This is a genomic window from Tsukamurella sp. NPDC003166 (assembly GCF_040611135.1).
In the GTDB taxonomy this organism is placed as follows: Bacteria; Actinomycetota; Actinomycetes; order Mycobacteriales; family Mycobacteriaceae; genus Tsukamurella.
Map to the genome: position 1 here is coordinate 95,265 of NZ_JBEXNL010000004.1, position 16,161 is coordinate 111,425.

Annotated in this window: 17 protein-coding genes; 10 read left to right on the forward strand and 7 right to left on the reverse strand. The window is 70.8% G+C overall.

Features of this window, described 5'->3' with window-relative positions; translation table 11 throughout:
- Positions 1 to 65: 65 nt before the first annotated feature.
- Positions 66 to 1,433, forward strand: a complete 1,368-nt coding sequence (locus ABZX10_RS06385; RefSeq protein ID WP_355535991.1) for an FAD-dependent oxidoreductase — start codon at positions 66 to 68, stop codon at positions 1,431 to 1,433.
- 8 nt (positions 1,434 to 1,441) lie between these two features.
- Here the strand turns inward: ABZX10_RS06385 and ABZX10_RS06390 are convergent, their stop codons facing one another.
- On the reverse strand, positions 1,442 to 2,935 hold the full coding sequence (locus tag ABZX10_RS06390) for a carboxylesterase family protein (protein ID WP_355535995.1): 1,494 nt from the start codon (positions 2,933 to 2,935) through the stop codon (positions 1,442 to 1,444).
- A gap of 113 nt (positions 2,936 to 3,048) precedes the next feature.
- On the opposite strand from ABZX10_RS06390, the gene ABZX10_RS06395 reads away from it, so the two are divergent.
- Together ABZX10_RS06395 and msrA are read left to right on the forward strand one after the other, a co-directional pair.
- A complete protein-coding gene (locus tag ABZX10_RS06395; RefSeq protein WP_355535998.1) occupies positions 3,049 to 3,525 on the forward strand; it encodes a GNAT family N-acetyltransferase in 477 nt (158 codons plus the stop codon).
- A gap of 345 nt (positions 3,526 to 3,870) precedes the next feature.
- Positions 3,871 to 4,407 carry a peptide-methionine (S)-S-oxide reductase MsrA gene (gene msrA, locus ABZX10_RS06400; RefSeq protein WP_355536001.1) on the forward strand — a complete coding sequence of 179 codons (537 nt, stop codon included), beginning with the start codon at positions 3,871 to 3,873 and terminating at the stop codon, positions 4,405 to 4,407.
- Positions 4,408 to 4,420: 13 nt separating this feature from the next.
- Here msrA and ABZX10_RS06405 read toward each other — a convergent pair whose 3' ends face one another.
- Genes ABZX10_RS06405 through aroA form a run of 3 tightly spaced genes read right to left on the reverse strand, consistent with a single transcriptional unit; the run spans position 4,421 to position 7,934 of the window.
- Entirely contained in the window at positions 4,421 to 5,608 is a 1,188-nt protein-coding gene (locus tag ABZX10_RS06405; RefSeq protein ID WP_355536004.1) for a glycosyltransferase, read from the reverse strand.
- A 34-nt stretch (positions 5,609 to 5,642) separates the two neighbouring features.
- Positions 5,643 to 6,635 carry a ribosome small subunit-dependent GTPase A gene (gene rsgA / locus ABZX10_RS06410; protein ID WP_355536007.1) on the reverse strand — a complete coding sequence of 331 codons (993 nt, stop codon included), beginning with the start codon at positions 6,633 to 6,635 and terminating at the stop codon, positions 5,643 to 5,645.
- 9 nt (positions 6,636 to 6,644) lie between these two features.
- Positions 6,645 to 7,934 (reverse strand): 3-phosphoshikimate 1-carboxyvinyltransferase, encoded by a 1,290-nt coding sequence (aroA, locus tag ABZX10_RS06415; RefSeq protein ID WP_355536010.1) that lies wholly within the window; start codon positions 7,932 to 7,934, stop codon positions 6,645 to 6,647.
- Positions 7,935 to 8,004: 70 nt separating this feature from the next.
- On the opposite strand from aroA, the gene ABZX10_RS06420 reads away from it, so the two are divergent.
- From ABZX10_RS06420 to ABZX10_RS06445, 6 genes are all read left to right on the forward strand, one after another.
- Positions 8,005 to 8,844: a hypothetical protein gene (locus tag ABZX10_RS06420; protein WP_355536013.1), complete on the forward strand. Its 840-nt coding sequence runs from the start codon at positions 8,005 to 8,007 to the stop codon at positions 8,842 to 8,844.
- A gap of 33 nt (positions 8,845 to 8,877) precedes the next feature.
- Positions 8,878 to 9,330, forward strand: a complete 453-nt coding sequence (soxR, locus tag ABZX10_RS06425; RefSeq protein ID WP_355536016.1) for a redox-sensitive transcriptional activator SoxR — start codon at positions 8,878 to 8,880, stop codon at positions 9,328 to 9,330.
- A gap of 148 nt (positions 9,331 to 9,478) precedes the next feature.
- Positions 9,479 to 10,069: a hypothetical protein gene (locus ABZX10_RS06430; RefSeq protein WP_355536019.1), complete on the forward strand. Its 591-nt coding sequence runs from the start codon at positions 9,479 to 9,481 to the stop codon at positions 10,067 to 10,069.
- 50 nt (positions 10,070 to 10,119) lie between these two features.
- Entirely contained in the window at positions 10,120 to 10,878 is a 759-nt protein-coding gene (locus ABZX10_RS06435; RefSeq protein WP_355536022.1) for an SOS response-associated peptidase, read from the forward strand.
- A 66-nt stretch (positions 10,879 to 10,944) separates the two neighbouring features.
- Entirely contained in the window at positions 10,945 to 11,268 is a 324-nt protein-coding gene (locus ABZX10_RS06440; RefSeq protein ID WP_355536025.1) for a hypothetical protein, read from the forward strand.
- Positions 11,269 to 11,276: 8 nt separating this feature from the next.
- Positions 11,277 to 11,453 (forward strand): hypothetical protein, encoded by a 177-nt coding sequence (locus tag ABZX10_RS06445; RefSeq protein WP_355536028.1) that lies wholly within the window; start codon positions 11,277 to 11,279, stop codon positions 11,451 to 11,453.
- Positions 11,454 to 11,479: 26 nt separating this feature from the next.
- Here the strand turns inward: ABZX10_RS06445 and ABZX10_RS06450 are convergent, their stop codons facing one another.
- Complete coding sequence (locus ABZX10_RS06450) at positions 11,480 to 12,832, reverse strand: NAD-dependent succinate-semialdehyde dehydrogenase (protein ID WP_355536031.1); 1,353 nt, start codon at positions 12,830 to 12,832, stop codon at positions 11,480 to 11,482.
- Between the two features lie 82 nt (positions 12,833 to 12,914).
- Positions 12,915 to 13,307, reverse strand: coding sequence for a VOC family protein (locus ABZX10_RS06455; protein ID WP_355536034.1), 393 nt, complete (start codon positions 13,305 to 13,307; stop codon positions 12,915 to 12,917).
- A gap of 60 nt (positions 13,308 to 13,367) precedes the next feature.
- Here ABZX10_RS06455 and ABZX10_RS06460 point away from each other — a divergent pair, with 60 nt between their 5' ends.
- Positions 13,368 to 14,045, forward strand: a complete 678-nt coding sequence (locus ABZX10_RS06460) for a helix-turn-helix transcriptional regulator (RefSeq protein WP_355536037.1) — start codon at positions 13,368 to 13,370, stop codon at positions 14,043 to 14,045.
- Here ABZX10_RS06460 and ABZX10_RS06465 read toward each other — a convergent pair.
- Positions 14,035 to 16,143: an SDR family oxidoreductase gene (locus ABZX10_RS06465; protein ID WP_355536040.1), complete on the reverse strand. Its 2,109-nt coding sequence runs from the start codon at positions 16,141 to 16,143 to the stop codon at positions 14,035 to 14,037. The genes ABZX10_RS06460 and ABZX10_RS06465 overlap by 11 nt on opposite strands.
- Positions 16,144 to 16,161 lie beyond the last annotated feature (18 nt).

The window sequence follows — 16,161 nt, forward strand, 5'->3', positions numbered from 1 at the left end:
GCGTAGAATTCCTACTTTGGGCAGCCTAAGACGACTGCCGAGTCCTTTCGTCGGGAGAGTTGTTGATGAAGCCCTTGCGTGTCGCGATCGTGGGTTCCGGGCCGTCGGGGTTCTTCGCCGCCGGGAACCTGTTGGAGCAGGACGACATCGAGGTGCAGGTCGACGTGTTCGACCGGTTGCCCACGCCGTTCGGCCTGGTCCGCTACGGTGTGGCCCCCGATCACCCGGCGATCAAGTCGGTCACCAAGATCTTCGACCGCACCGCGCAGCACGAGAACTTCCGCTACTTCGGCAACGTCGAGATCGCGACCGACATCCAGGCCTCCGAACTCGCGCAGTGGTACGACGCGGTGATCTACGCGATCGGCGCATCGGGCGGCCGGCGCCTGGAGGTCGACGGTGCCTGGCTCCCCGGCAACCATCCGTCCAGCGACTTCGTGGGCTGGTACAACGGCCATCCCGATCGCCGTGACCTCGACGTCGATCTGAGCGTCGAGCGCGCCGTCGTCATCGGCAACGGCAATGTCGCGCTGGACGCGGCCCGGATCCTGGTCACCGATACCGACAAGCTCTCCGGCACCGACATGGCCGAGCATGCCCTCGAGGCGCTGCACGGATCGTCGGTGCGCGAGGTGGTGGTGCTGGGGCGCCGCGGTGCCGAGCACGCGGCGTTCACGCCGTCCGAGGTCGCTGAGCTGGGCAAGCTGCCCGGCGTCGACGTGATCGTCGACCCCGCGGACGTGCCGGCCGAGGACAAGGAGCGCGACAAGGCCCGCCCACCGGTCCAGCGCAACAACCTCAAGCAGCTGCGCAAGCTCGCCGCGCTCGAGCCGACCGGGGCGGACCGTCGGATCGTGCTGAAGTTCCTGCGCTCGGTCGTCGGGATCGGTGGGGAGGGTGCCGTGCGCACCGTCTCGGTCGCGACCAACGAGCTCGCCCTCGGCGAGGACGGCACCGTCGAGGCGCAGCCCACGGGCGCGGTCGCCGAGCACGACGCGGGCCTGGTCATCCACGCCGTCGGCTACCACGGCACCCCGATCCCCGGCATCCCGTTCGACACGGAGCGGGGCGTCTTCCGCAACGCCGACTCGCGGATCGTCGGCTACGACGGTGCGCCCCTGCCGGGCCACTACGTGGTCGGCTGGATCAAGCGCGGACCGTCGGGCGTCATCCCCACGAACCGGGACTGCGCGCGCGATACGGTCTCCGTCCTCCTCGCCGACGTCGCGGAGGGCAGGCTCGCGCGCAGCGACTTCGACGGTGCGCAGGTCGAGAAGCTCATCGTCGAGCGGGTTCCGAACCTGGTCGAGTACGACGGCTGGATGGCGATCGATGCGCACGAGACCGCCCTCGCGGAGGAGGACGATCGACCGCGCGTGAAGCTCACCAGTGTCGACGCGATGATCGACGCGGCGCAGGCCGCCGCCGACTGAGGCGGCCCTCAGCCCAGTAGGGGCCGCACCGAGGCGTAGGCGTCGGGCCGGTCCGAGCTCGGCAGGTCGAAGACGCGGCTGACCGGTTCGCCGGCGGTGCTCCGGGGCCAGCCGGGATCCTGTGCGGTGACGAAGGCGACCGCCGCGGAATGGATCTCGTCGGCGAGAGACTGCGGCGGGTGGGCTCCCGCGAGGGGCTCCACCGCCGGGCCGTCGAGGCAGTCGAAGAAGAAGGGGACGTCCAGGCAGTGCCCGGCGAGCCCGAATCGCCCTGAGGGCCAGGAGAACCGGTAGGTCCAGGTCGGCGCGTCGCCGCGGTAGCCGGCGATCCGGGGAACGCTCACCCGGAACATCTTGTCGCTCAACGCCCGCCCGGCGAGGCGCGCTTTCCCGAGCGCCCCTATCTCGCGGTTCGCCGCGAGGTAGGGGGCGCGCCGCGGTTTCGGGACGGCGAGCGCGGCGAGCACCGCGCGGGCGGGGATCAGTGGCGTGATCCGGCCCATCGGTCCCTCGGTGAAGGCCATCGCGAATTCGTCGTCGACGGTGCCGATCACCAGCGGTTCGTCGGCGCCGGCGCCACCGCGCAGAGCCTCGGAGGTGGGGCGGGGAAGCAGATCGTCGTCGACGGTCGGCCCCAGCTGCAGGCCGTGGGCGAACGCGGTGCGCAGCCCGCGGATGCCGATCGACGTGGCCTTCTTCTGCAGGTCGAGAATGCGCTCCTCGGGCACCGTCGACAGGCCGGCCCGGGTCGGCGCGACGCCGGCCCGCGCCGCGAGGTCTCGGCCGAAGGCCTCGGCGCGCGCGGCCGATGCGTCGGCGAGCACGCCGGAGAGGACGATCGCGCCGTGGAACAGGTGCCGCGCCGCGGGCATGCCGAGGAGTGTCAGGACCGCGCCGCCGCCCGCGGACTGCCCGGCGATCGTGACGCGGTCGGGGTCGCCGCCGAACGCGGCGATGTCGCGCTGCACCCACTCCAGCGCTGCGAGCCAGTCCCGGACCCCACGATTCGACGGTGCGTCCTCGATCCACCCGAAGCCGTCGAAGCCGAGGCGGTAGGAGATCGTCACCGTGATCACGCCGTCGCGGTTGAAGTTCCGTCCGTCGTACCAGGGGCTGGCGGGGGAGCCGGCGAAGTAGCCGCCGCCGTGGATCCACACCAGGACGGGCAGGCCGGCACCGTCGGGACGTGCGGCCTTCGGCGAGGGTGTGAACACGTTGACGTTCAGCGTCGAGTCCCCGGGGATCGACGGCTCCGGGATGAGCACGACGCCGGGGTCGCCGCGCTGCGCGGTGGCCCCGTAGGAGCCGGCGTCGAGCACGCCCTCCCAGGGCGCCTTCGGGACCGGGGCGGCGAAGCGCAGCGCACCCACCGGCGGCTCCGCGAAGGGGATGCCCAGGAACGCCGCGGACCGCGGTGCGCCCCGCCCGCCCGTCGTCGGCCGCCAGCGGCCGCGGACCACGCCCGCGTCGGTCGCGACCTCAGGGTGATCGTCGGCGGTCATGCGTGTCATCCTCCAGTGCTCGGGCGGCGCGCGACCGCACACCGTCGGAGTGATCCCTCCACACGGGAGTCTTCCACCCGCCGCGGTCTCGGCCGGTCTAGCCTCGATCGGACATGGACATCTCGATCACGCGCGCGGACCTCGACGACCCGGCCCTCGCGGACTTCCTCGTCGCCCACCTGCGCGACATGGAACCGACCGCACCGCCGGGGAGCCGCCACGCCCTGGACCTCGCCGCTCTCCGCGCCCCGGGGGTACGCCTGTGGACACTGCACCGGGACGGCGAGCTCGTGGGCACCGTCGCACTCTCGGCGGTCGAGCCCGATCACGAGGAGGTCAAGAGCATGCGCGTCGCACCCGCCGCCCGCGGTCTCGGCATCGGGCGCGTGCTGCTCCGGCACGTCCTCGACGATGCGCTCGCGCGAGGTGTCGAGCGGGTGTCGCTCGAGACCGGCAGCCAGGAGTTCTTCGCGCCGGCCCGTGCCCTCTACAGCGCGCACGGCTTCGTCCCGTGTGCCCCGTTCGGCGGGTACCGCGATGACCCGAACAGCGTCTACCTGTCGTGGATCCCCGCACGAATGTCGCCCTGAGCGGCGCGGCCGCCGCAGACGCCCTGGTCACCGCCGGCGTCTCGCCGCTGGGGCTGGCGTTCGTGCGGTCACCCCGAGTAGTCGGTGCGCTGCGCGTGCGGCAGCGGGGTAAGTCTCCGGCGCCCGGGCACTTCGGGTGCGGCCACGGTCCCGCACCCGTTTCACCCGGCCACACCCGGCACGCCGGGTGCGCTCGCGCAGTTCGGGTGCGGATGGCTTCCCGCACCCGATCCGCCCGCTCGGGCCGGCGGAGGCAGCGGCCGCGGGAGGAATGGTCCGCGTACCGTCTGTGTTGAGACCGGTGGCGCCCCGACGCCATCGGGGAGAGCCGGACTAGGAGCTGATATGACTGACAACGGCACCATCACCACCGTCCCCGGCCGCGAGACCGCGGTGCTGGCGGGCGGCTGCTTCTGGGGCATGCAGGACCTGCTTCGCAAGCAGCCGGGCATCGAGGCCACGCGCGTGGGCTACACCGGTGGCAGCAACGAATACGCCACCTACCGCAACCATCCCGGGCACGCCGAGGCGGTCGAGATCGTGTTCGACCCTTCGAAGACGAGTTACCGCGACGTGCTGGAGTTCTTCTTCCAGATCCACGACCCGTCCACCAAGGACCGGCAGGGCAACGACCGGGGCTCGAGCTACCGCTCGGCGATCTTCCCGCTCAGCGAGGAGCAGGAGAAGGTGGCGCGCGACACCATCGCCGACGTGGACGCATCGGGCCTGTGGCCCGGCAGGGCGGTCACCACCATCGAGACCCCGGCGCCGTTCTGGCAGGCCGAGCCGGAGCACCAGGACTACCTCGAGAAGTACCCGGACGGCTACACCTGCCACTTCCCGCGGCCCGGCTGGAAGCTGCCCAAGCGCGCCTCCGCCTGATCCGCGGGCGTGCTCACCCGAGCTCTCGGGCGAGCACGTCCGGAAAGGCGGACAACTCCGGGAGCGCGTGTGTGCGCCGCGCGAACCGCAGCGCGCGCAGGCGGTGGCCCGGGTCCGTCAGAATCTTCCGGGTCGCGTCGGCGATCGTCTCGACCGACGCGGTGGCCGGATCGAGGGCGATCCCGGCTCCGAGGCGTTCGACCTGCACCGCGTTGGCGGAGTGGTCGCCGAACAGGGGGAGCAGCACCGTCGGGACGCCCGCCTGCAATGACTCCCGGACGCCGTTGAACCCGCCGTGCGAGACGAAGGCGTCGCAGGTGGACAGCACGGTCTGCTGGTCCACGAAGTCCGTGATCACCACGTTGGCCGGCGGGTCCGGCACCGGGTGCGAGCCGACCGCCACCACCGCGCGTACGTCGAGGGTGCCGAGGGCGGCGATGATGCGGTCGAGCAGGAGCGTGCCGATGCCGATCCGCGGCGCCACGGATCCGAGGCTCGCCAGCACGAGTGGGCGGTCCGCGGGGAGGTCCGCGATCGCCGCATCGAGCGGCGAATGGGTCCGGGGCCCGGGCCGGAAGCAGTGCAGGTCGGCGACGGACCGGCCCGGCGGGTAGAAGTCGAGTGGCGTCTGGGCGATCCGTGGGCACCGGGGAACGGCGTCCACGGCGGGCAGGCCGTGTTCCCTCCGCACCTCGTTGAGCACCGCCACCAGGTGGGGCGAGTCCTCCTCCAGCATCGGTGCCACGTCGAGCACCGCTTCTCGACAGCCGACCGTTCCGGCCACCAGGTGCCCGCCGAACTCGGTGTTGTCCCGGATGATCAGGTCGGGAACCTCGCCGTCGAGCGCCTCGAGGAGGCCGGTCGCCGCGCGGTGCGCGATCACGCCGATGAAGGCACGCGCCGTCACCAGCGGACTCGCGGCGGGCAGCGTGTCGCCGATCGGGGGCGGCGAGCTCGGCGCCGTGTATCCCGCCACCGTGAAGTCGTCGGACCGGATCGCGGGATCGGCAGCGATGTCCGGCATCTGCGGAACGCCGGGTAGTGGCAGGACCTCGAAACCGTGTTCCGACACCAGTTCCCGGGCACCGTCGGGGACGGCGACCCTCACCTCGTGCCCTGCGGCGCGCAGCGCGGCCGCGGCCGGGAGGACGAACGGGACCAGGTGTGAGTATCCGGCGAGGCCGGTCATCAAGATCTTCACATGGCTAACGATATACGGGTTCGGCGCGACGCGCTCAGGCCCAATCGGGGGTGGCGGTCAGGTCGGTCAGCAGGCCGCGGACCGCCATCGCCCGACGGTGCGCCGTCCCCTCCAGTGCGTCGAGTGCGCACTCCGGATCGGCCGGCGGACCGAGATGCGTACACCCGCGAGGACAATCGAGAACGGCCTCGGCGAGGTCGGGGAAGGCCGCGACGACGTCGTCGGTGGAGATGTGCGCGAGCCCGAAGCTGCGGATGCCGGGGGTGTCGACGACCCAGCCACCGTCGGGCAGCCACAGCGCCACGGACTGCGTGGACGTGTGCCGTCCCTTGCCCACCCCGGAGACGACGCCGGTGGCGCGGTTGGCATCAGGCACGAGCCGATTGACCAGAGTCGACTTCCCGACGCCGCTGTGCCCGATGAGTGCGGTCACGTGCCCGGTCAGTAGGTCGTGCGCCTCGTCGAGCGGGTCGCCGCGGCCCGCGACGATCACCTGCAGGTCCAGGTCGGCGAACGCGGCGGCGAACTCGGCGGGATCGGCCAGGTCGCTCTTGGTCAGGCACAGCACGGGCGTGAGTCCGCCCGCGTAGGCGGCGATCAGGGTGCGCTCGACGAAGCCCGTGCGGGGCGGCGGGTCGGCGAGCGCGGTCACGATGAGCAGCTGCTGCGCGTTGGCGACGACGATCCGCTCGTACGGGTCGGTGTCGTCGGCGGTCCTGCGCAGCACCGTCTTCCGCTCGTCGACGCGGATGATCCGGGCGAGTGTGTCCTTGCGGCCGGACAGGTCGCCGACGACGCCCACCGAGTCTCCGACGACGATGGGGGAGCGGCCCAGTTCGCGGGCCCGCATCGCGGTGATCACCCGTTCGGGATCGCCGCCGAGGGCGCAACCCCAGCGGCCGCGGTCCACGGAGACGACCATCGCCGTCTCGGCGTCGCTGTGGTCGGGCCGGGTCTTGGTGCGCGGACGACTGCTCTTGCCCGGGCGCACCCGGACATCGGTCTCGTCGTACTCGCGCTTACCCAACGAGCCGGCTCACGACCGGTCGCCCAGCAGCGTGTTCCACATGGCGGGGAAGTCGGGCATGGTCTTGCCCGTCGTCGCGATGTCCTCGACCTGCACGCCCTCGGTGACCAGCCCCAGGATCGCGCCCGCGGTGGCCATGCGGTGGTCGGCGTAGCTGTGCCAGACCCCGCCGTGCAGCGTCGCCGGTTCGATGCGCAGGCCGTCCTCGGTCTCGGTGCAGCGTCCGCCGAGCGCGGTGATCTCGGCGGCGAGCGCGGCGAGCCGGTCGGTCTCGTGGCCGCGCAGGTGTGCGATGCCCCGCAGGTGCGACGGCGAATCCGCCAGGGCCGCAAGCGCGGCGACGGTCGGCGTGAGCTCGCCGATGTCGCGCAGGTCCCAGTCGACCCCGTGCAGGGCGCCGGTCCCGCGGGCGACAATCGCACCGTCGGCGTACGAGACTCCGGCCCCCATCGCCGTGAGGATGTCGGCGAACTGGACGCCCGGCTGCGTCGACGCCGGGTTCCAGTGCGGGACGGTCACGGCCCCGCCGGTGACCGCGGCCGCCGCGAGGAAGACGGTGGCGTTGGACAGGTCCGGTTCGACCGTCCAGTCGTGCGCGCGGATCCCGCCCGGCGCGACCCGCCAGGTGTTCGCCTCGGAGGTGTCCACCTCGGCGCCCGCGGCGCGGAGCATGTCGACGGTCATGTCGATGTGCGGCATGGACGGTACCGGCTTGCCGTCGTGATGCACCACGACGCCCTCGACGAAGCTCGGCGCGCTGAGCAACAGGCCCGAGACGAACTGGGAGCTCGCCGACGCGTCGATGGTGACGGTGCCACCGCGGATCGGTCCGTCGCCGTGGACGGTGAAGGGCAGCCCGTCACCGTCGATCCGGGCGCCGAGCCCGCGCAGCGCGTCGAGCACCGTGCCCAGGGGTCGGGCCCGGGCCTGCGGGTCACCGTCGAAGTCGACGGTGCCGCGCGCCCCGGCCGCCAGGGAGGGGAGGAAACGCATGACGGTGCCGGCGAGTCCGCAGTCGACGGCGCCGCCGTGCAGCGACCCGCCGGTGACGGTGACCGTGGTCCCGCCCGCGAACGCGACCTCGGCTCCGAGGGCCTGCAGCGCTGCGGCCATGAGGTCGGTGTCGCGGCTGCGGAGGGCGTTCGTCAGAGTCGACGCCGACGGTGCCTGAGCTGCCAGGATGTACGCCCGATTGGTGATCGACTTCGAGCCCGGGAGGGCGATCGTGCCCGTCACCGGTCCGACGGCGAAGGGCGCAGGCCACAGCTCCAACAGGTCCACCGGCCCATCCTCGCACATGAGGGCGGCCTCACCGCGTGCTACCTTGCTGGGCAGAACAGGTCAGGTCATCACCGCCGGGAGATCCTCGATGAAGCGCAATCGTACGTCCGTGGGCAGGGCTGTCTCGACGGCCGCCACCTTCGCCGCCGTGGCGACCGTCGCGGGGCTCCTCGCGCCCGTCGCGTCGGCCGATCCGAAGCCGGCGGAGCCGCCGAAGAACAAGGCCGGGGAGCTGGTCATCGGCTCCGGCAACCTCCCCGATTCGATGGACTTCGGCGGCGCCGTGCTCTCCGGAGCGGCCGCGGGCTGGAACGGCGCCTGGGCGTCGCTCAACAAGGCCAAGGTCGATCCGGCCGACTGCAAGGTGCTGTACGCGGGCCTGCCCATTCCCAAGGGCACCGACACCGCGCAGACCAACGGAACCTCGCGCGGCACCACCTGGTCGATGGTGGTCTCCAAGTTCCAGATCGACGTCGCGCCGCTGCGTGCCGCGCTCCCCAAGTGCGCGACCTTCAAGGCCGTCAAGGACGGTGTCACCAGCGAGGTCAGTGTGCGGGAGATCGCCGCGACCGGCATCCCCGGCGGCCTGGGCCTCGAGTTCACGCAGAAGAGCAAGCGCGGCAACCAGGTCGAGTACCTGCAGTCGCGGCAGTACACCGGCGTGGTCAACGGCGTCACGATGTCGCTGCGCGGCGGCCGCCAGTCCCGCGAGCCCGCACCGTTCGTCGGCGCGGACGACCAGCTGGCCGTCGATCTGCTCCGCGTGCAGAGCACCATCCTGAAGAGCCCGCCGGAGCCGCAGCAGGCGGCGCCCGCTCCCGCTGCGAGCGGATCGGCGAAGCCCGCGGCTCCCGCGTCGGCCAAGCCGGGCGCGCCCGCCTCGGCCAAGCCGGCTGCGTCGTCGTCGGCGGCCCCGAAGGCGCGCTGATCTCTGAACTAATGTTCAGGTAGAATCCGGGGCGTGGAGACGACCCGGGAGTTCAGCGTCGGTCAGCTCGCCGCCCGCAGCGGCGTGGCCGTGTCGGCGCTGCACTTCTACGAGCGCGAGGGACTGATCAGCGCACGCCGGACCTCCGGCAACCAGCGGAGGTACCCGCGGGAGATGCTGCGCCGGGTCGCGTTCATCCGGATCAGCCACCGCGTGGGCATCCCCCTGTCCACGATCCGCGAGGCGCTCGACACGCTGCCGAACGGCCGCACCCCGACGCGGACCGACTGGGAGCGCCTCTCGCGCTCCTGGCACGACGATCTGTCCCACCGGATCGACGAACTGACCCGCCTGCGCGACAACCTCACCGACTGCATCGGTTGCGGCTGTCTGTCCATGGCGTCCTGCTCACTCGCGAACCCGCACGACGCCCTGGCCACCACCGGCGTCGGGCCGCGGCGCGTGTTCGACAGCTTCGAAGAGTAGTCGACGCCACGGTCTTCTTGACGAAGTCATCGGTGTCATCCGAATGGATGATTGTCGACCCGGCACGGGACTGCGATCATGGTTTCCGATGAACCCCTCGCCGAAAGAATCGGTTCTGCGGATTCTTCGACGGAGTGCAGGAGTATTCGTGGGACGTGGCTCGGATATCGGTGTGATGGCGGATGGTGTGCAGGTGTTGCGGACTGCGAGATCGTTGGGGTTCTCACGGCGGGCCGTTCTCAAACTTGCCGTGGCATCGGCGTCGTCGGCGCTGGTAGCAGCATGTACCGGCGAGGATGTTGCGGTCGCGCCGCTCAAACGATTCGCGGCCGGGCAATGGAACGTTGAGGTCAAGAATTCGAATTCGATAACGACCTTCCGGGTGCATGTCAAAGAGGACGGAACATTCGTCTCCGACGGCTATGATGAGGTTCCGAGCAATCCGTATCGGGGTCAGCCTTTTCCGTCCGGAAAATGGGAGTGGTCGGGGTCCCGCGTGCGGATCTACCAGGTTCGAGGCGAGTCGGGTGAGTTCGAGAGCATCGATGTCCCCGTGGCGGGCGATTCCGGTGAATTCGACTGGATCATGTCGAGTGTGCTGTCCGACTCCGACCCATCGAAGGCTTCGTCGCCGAACGCATCGATGTCCATCGCGGTGACGTGGAGCGAGGCCACGAGCACCCTCGTCCTCCGCCGGAAAGACGACTCCGGCATCACGATCACCGCCCGAAGGCAGTGAGGTCCGGACTGCGCACGCGATGTGTCACACCCACGCGATAGCGTGATCCCATGTGCGGACGGTACGCGGTGACCACGGACCCGGCGCTGCTGGCGGGCGAGATCGACGCGGTGGACGAGACGGCGGGCACTGAGCTCGACGTGCCGGGCTACAACGTCGCGCCCACGACGACCATCGTCACCGTCGTCGCGCGGCACTCGCGCGAACAACCCGACGATGCCCCGACCCGGCGGCTGCGCGCGATGCGCTGGGGGCTGCTGCCGCACTGGCAGAAGACGCTGAGCGGCCCGCCGTTGTTCAACGCGCGTGCGGAGTCCGTCGCCGAGAAGCCGGCGTTCCGCACCGCGATCAAGAACAAGCGCTGCCTGATCCCGATGGACGGCTGGTACGAGTGGCAGGTGCTCGACCCGGACGCCACGAAGCCGCGCAAGCAGCCGATGTACCTGACGCCGCAGGACGGGACCCGGATGTACATCGCGGGGCTGTGGTCGGTGTGGCGCCCCGCCGACGCCGGGCTCGACGTGCCTCCCGTGCTCTCGGCGACGGTGCTGACCACCGACTCCGTCGGCCCGCTGCGCGAGGTGCACGACCGGATGCCGCTCGTGCTCACCCCCGATCTGTTCGACCAGTGGCTCGATCCCGACGGTCCCGTCGACCCCGCGCTGCTGCTGCCGCCGGCCCTCGACGTGGCCGAGCGGATCGAGATCCGGCCCGTGTCCGCCCTGGTCAACACTGTCAAGAACGACGGTCCCGCGCTGATCGAGCGCGTCGAGCCGGGTGACGAGCCCGGCCAGCTCAGCCTCCTCTGACGGAACCTGTCGGACCCGGGTCGTACGCTGCGGGAACGAAACGAATCGGACCTTGGGGGAGGAACGATGGCAGCGCAGTACTGGGTCATGCTGACTGTGGCGGTTCTGACAGCATTCGGGGTGCTCGGCACGTTGTGGCAGAAGCAACGGTCCGAACACGCCGACCGCGCGCTAAAGGCCGAGCACGAAGCCAGAGTCGAGTGGTGGCGGCGATTTCAGTGGGCAGCAGAGCACACCGCTGGGCTCGGCAATCCTGAGAGCCGGGTGACTGGTCGCATCGTCATGACCAAGCTGATTCGATCGCCTCTGATCACAGCGAGTGAACGCGACATCGCTCGGGCTGTGGCGGCCGGCCCGCAGCTGGGCGATAATCGGAAGAAGCGAAAGTGAGGCGCGACATGACGGACCTCGAGCAGAGCGCGCGCGAGCGCGACGAGGCGGACTTCTTCCTGCGGGGGCAGTCCGACGAAGAGCGCATGTACAGCGCTCGGATCATCGTCGAACTCGACCGCCAGGAGGGGAAGAAGACGCCGCAGTGGGTGATCGACGTCGCGGAGGGGCGGCTCCTGGCCTGACTGGGCCAGGAACCACCGCCCTCGACCTACTTCACCGTGCGGATCAGCTTCTTGTTGAGGAACTCCTCGATGCCCAGCGGGCCCATCTCGCGGCCGAACCCGGAGCGCTTCACGCCGCCGAAGGGCAGTTCGGCTCCCTCGGCGAGCACGCCGTTGACGAACACCATGCCCGCCTGGATCCGGTCGGCGACGCGGGCGGCCTGCTCGGGGTCGGTGGTGAACACGTAGGACCCGAGGCCGAACGGGGTGTCGTTGGCGAGTGCCAGCGCCTCGCCCTCGCCTTCCACGCGGTAGACGGTTGCGACGGGTCCGAACAACTCCTGCCGGAAAGCGGGGTTGTCCTCCGTGACGTTCGTGAGCACGGCGGGCGGGAAGAAGGCACCGTCGCGCTGCCCCTCGATGGCCAGGTGCGCGCCCGCCTCCACGGCACTGTTGACCTGCTGTTCGAGCCCGATCGCGGCGCGCTCCGAGGACAGCGGCGCGATGCCCTCGCCCGCGGCGAGGATCTTCGCGGTGAACTTCGCGACGAAGTCGTCGTACAGGTCGGCGGCCACGATGAACCGCTTGGCCGCGTTGCAGGACTGACCGGTGTTGTCGAGACGGCCCGCGACGGCGGCGTCGACCGTCGCGTCCAGATCGTCGGTGGAGAGCACGATGAACGGGTCCGAACCGCCCAGCTCGAGGACGCACTTCTTGAGGTTCCGGCCGGCGACCTCCGCGACCGCGGCCCCGGCTCGCTCCGAGCCGGTCAGCGAGATCGCGGCGACGCGGGGGTCCGCGATGATGTCGGCGGCCTGTTCATTGGTCGCCCGGATGTTCACGTATGCGCCCGACGGCAGGCGCGCCTCGGTGAAGATCAGCTGCATCGCCTCCGCCGATTCGGGGCACTGCGGCGCGTGCTTGAGCAGGATCGTGTTGCCCGCGGCCAGGTTCGGCCCCGCGAACCGCGCCACCTGGTAGTAGGGGAAGTTCCACGGCATGATCCCGAACAGCACGCCGATCGGGGAGCGGCGGATCAGCGCCGATCCCTCGCCCTCCAGCAACTCCAGCGGCTGATCGGCGAGGAAGCGTTCCGAGTTGTCGGCGTAGTAGGTGTAGATCGCGGCCGAGAAGTCGACCTCGCCCAAGGCGTCCTCGAGGGGCTTTCCCATCTCCCGCTGGATGATTCCCGCGAGCATCTCCCGGCGCTCGGTGTGCAGCTCGGCCACGCGCCGAACGAGCGCCGCGCGCTCGGCGACCGTGGATTCCTGCGGCCACGTGCGCGCGGCGCGCGAGGCCGCGTCGATCGCGGCCTCGATCTCGGCGGGCTCGGCGGTCGGGTAGGTCTGCAACACCTCGCCGGTCGCCGGGTTCGTGACGGCGTACTGGACGTCGACCATGTCGGATCTCCTCGTGGGGGACGGAACGGGGTTCGTCCCCCACGATAGGCGCCCCAACACATTCCGTGTGTGGTCTCGGACGCTACTGCCACGCGAACAGCTGCACCTGGTACCCGTCCGGGTCGAGCACGCCCGCGTAGCGCTGTCCCCACGGCGCGTCGAAGGGTGGCATGGCGCCGGGATGCCCGGCGGCGAGCAGCTCGGCGTACACCTCGTCGACCACGGCGGGCGAGGCGCAGAGCACGCACAGCGTGGCGCTCTGGCCCGTCGGCTTCACCCAGTCCGGCTCCATCGTCCGGATCACCGCGGCGGTGTCCCACATAAGCCGCATCCCGCCGGGCAGCTGCGCCTCCACGTGCGGCTCGTGCTCGGCACCGTCGGGAATGTCCAGGCCGAGCAGGCGGTAGAAGGCGAGGGTGGCGGCGAGGTCGTCCGCGACCATGCCGATGGCGTCGAAGCGCAGGCGTTCAGTCATGGCGCCACCGTATGCGTCGGGTCGACGCGGGTCTTGAACGTTTCGGACATACTCGAATGCGTGTACCGCGAACGCCCGTCGAGGATCCCCGGCGCGGTCCGGTGGTCCTCGACGGGGAGCGCCGGGACCGCGCTGATCCTGCCCGACGGTTGCATGGACGTCATCGTGATCGACGGTGCGCCCATCGTCGCCGGTCCGGACGCCGTCGCGGCGCACGTCACCGGGTCCGACGGTGCGCGCATCGACGGCCTGCGCTTCCCGCCCGGTGTTCTCCCGCAGCTGCTGGGTGTCGCCGCAGATGAGCTCACCGGCGTGCGCGTCCCCTTGGCCGAGGTCCTCCCGTGCCGCCGGCTGACGGCCTCGCGTGACCCCGAGGACATCGCGGCGGGGCTCCTCGGCGACGTGGTCCTCGACCGACGGATCGCCGGGATCGCGGCCCGGCTCGGGGCGGGGCGCCCCGTCGCCGGGATCGCGGCGGAGTCCGGGCTCGGCGAGCGGGCACTGCACCGGCTGGCCCGGCGATCGTTCGGCTACGGCCCGAAGACCCTCGCGCGGATCCTCCGCTTCCAGCGCGCGGTGACCCTGATCCGCGCGGGCGATGCGCTCGGCGTCGCGGCGGCATCGTCGGGCTACGCGGACCAGGCTCACCTGACCCGCGAGGTGCGCGCGCTGACCGGCGTCACGCCGCGGGCACTGCTCGCGCCTGCGCAGACGATGGAGTCCGTCGCTACCAGTTGATGCCGGGGAGGCGGTTGAGGGTCTTGCGGGCGAGGCGGCGCAGGCCCTGATCGCCGGAGATGCCGAACAGCGGGCTGACCGCTGCAGTGGAGATGTCCTTCGACAGGTCCTTCGTGGCGGCGAGCCGGCCGCGCGGCGTATCCACTTCGGCCACATCGACTTCCACGACCTTCGCGGCCCCGGCCCCGTCGTCGTCCGGCCCGCCGGACTCGGGGAACAACAGATAGCCCTGGTGCTGCGCGGCGGCCGCGATCCGCGGTGAGAGGAACTGGCCGAACTGCGCGAGCGTGCCGAGCGGCGTATCGATGCGGCGTGGCCGCTCGACGATGGCGCGCACGACGATCTGGCCGGCCTTCTCCACCGAGAGCGCCATCGCGTTGTCGTAGGCATCGGTCGGTTCGATCATCCGGGTGCGGGTGAGCGGCATGTGGATGTTGGTGAAGGTCACGTGGTCCGACATCGTCTCGGCCGCGGTGATATCGCTGAACGCCTCCAGCGCCGACTTCGAGGCGATGTACGCCGCGAACCGCGGCCCGCGCACCTGAACCCCGATCGACGACACGTTGACCACGTGCCCGGACTTCCGGGCCACCATGTGCGGCAACAGTTCCAGGATCAGGTACACCGCGCCGAAGTAGTTCACGGCCATCGTGCGCTGGTAGTCGTGGGCGCGGTCGACGGAGTCGACGGTCGCACGCCGGATCGATCGCCCGGCACTGTTGACCAGGACGTCGACGTGGCCGTGCTCCGCGAGGATCTGAGCGACGGTGGTGCGCACGGCTTCCGGGTCGGTCACGTCGCACTGGTAGGGCCGGACGATGCCCTTCGGGACGCCCGGAAGCCCGGGCTCCGCCTCGATGCGCAGCACCGCGTCGGCGAGGTCCTCGGGCTTGCGGGCGACGATGAACACGTTCGCACCCTTGAGCACGGCCTGCTTGGCCGCCTCACGACCGATGCCTGAGGATCCGCCGGTGAGCAGGATGTGCTTTCCCACGAGCGGGCCGCGGGGGTCGTCGCGGCGGTTCCGCGCGGGATCGAGGTGCTCGGCCCAGTAGCGGAACAGGCGGGGGCCGTAGGACTTCAGGCGCGGCAGCGCCACCCCGAGCCGACTGAGCGTCCGGTAGCTGGCCTCCGAGTCGAAGCGGGTGTTGTAGAACGGGTGATCCAGGATCGACGGGGGGATCCCGATCTGGCGGGCGATCGTGTCCCGGAACGCGCGCACCTCGTTGCGACGCCCGATGCGCGCGGCGAACTCGCCCAGCGGCGCGCTCGGCAGCGGCAGCGTCTTGGGGCCGGAGAACGCGGGCGCGATCGCCTCGTAGATCGCGGCCATGCTCTGGCCCTTGGGGTCCGCCAGGTGGTAGACGGTGCCCGGCGCCGGCGGAGCGGTCACCAGTGCGACCAGGGCGGCGGCGACGAAGTCGACCGGCACGATGTTCGTGTACCCGAGGTTGGCGAACGGGACGTGCAGGTGGTGCGGGATCGTGCCCATCAGGCGCAGGAAGGGGAAGAAGTAGTAGGGGCCGTCGATCTTGTCGATCGCGCCCGTCATCGAGTCGCCCACCACGATGGACGGGCGGTACACCTGCCAGGGCGCGGACGAGCCGCGGACGAGCCGCTCCGCCTCGTACTTGGTGCGGTGGTACGGGGTGGGGAAGTCCTGCGCGACGTCGAAGTCGGACTCGGCGAACCACCCCTCGTGGTTGCCGGCCACCGCGAGCGAGGACACGTGGTGCATCGTCGCGCCGAGCCGCTCCGCCAGTTCGAGGGTGTTGCGGGTGCCGCCGACGTTGGTGAGCTGTTGGATCTCCTCCGACGCCTCCATGTCGTAGACGGCGGCGAGGTGGATCACGTGGTCGACGTGCTCGGGCAGGTCTCCGGGGGTGATGCCGAGGCCCGGCTCCGTGACATCGCCGGCCACCGGCACGACCTGCGGTGCCAGCTCGTGGCCGAGGTCGGCGATCAGCCGCTCGAATCTCGGCAGGGACGCGTCGCGTACCAGCAGGTAGATCGTGCTGTCGTGCTCCGCGGCGGCGAGCCGCGCCACGACGGCACGGCCGATGAAGCCCGTCCCGCCCGTGACGAAGTAGCTGGCCATACCACGAACCTACTTTCC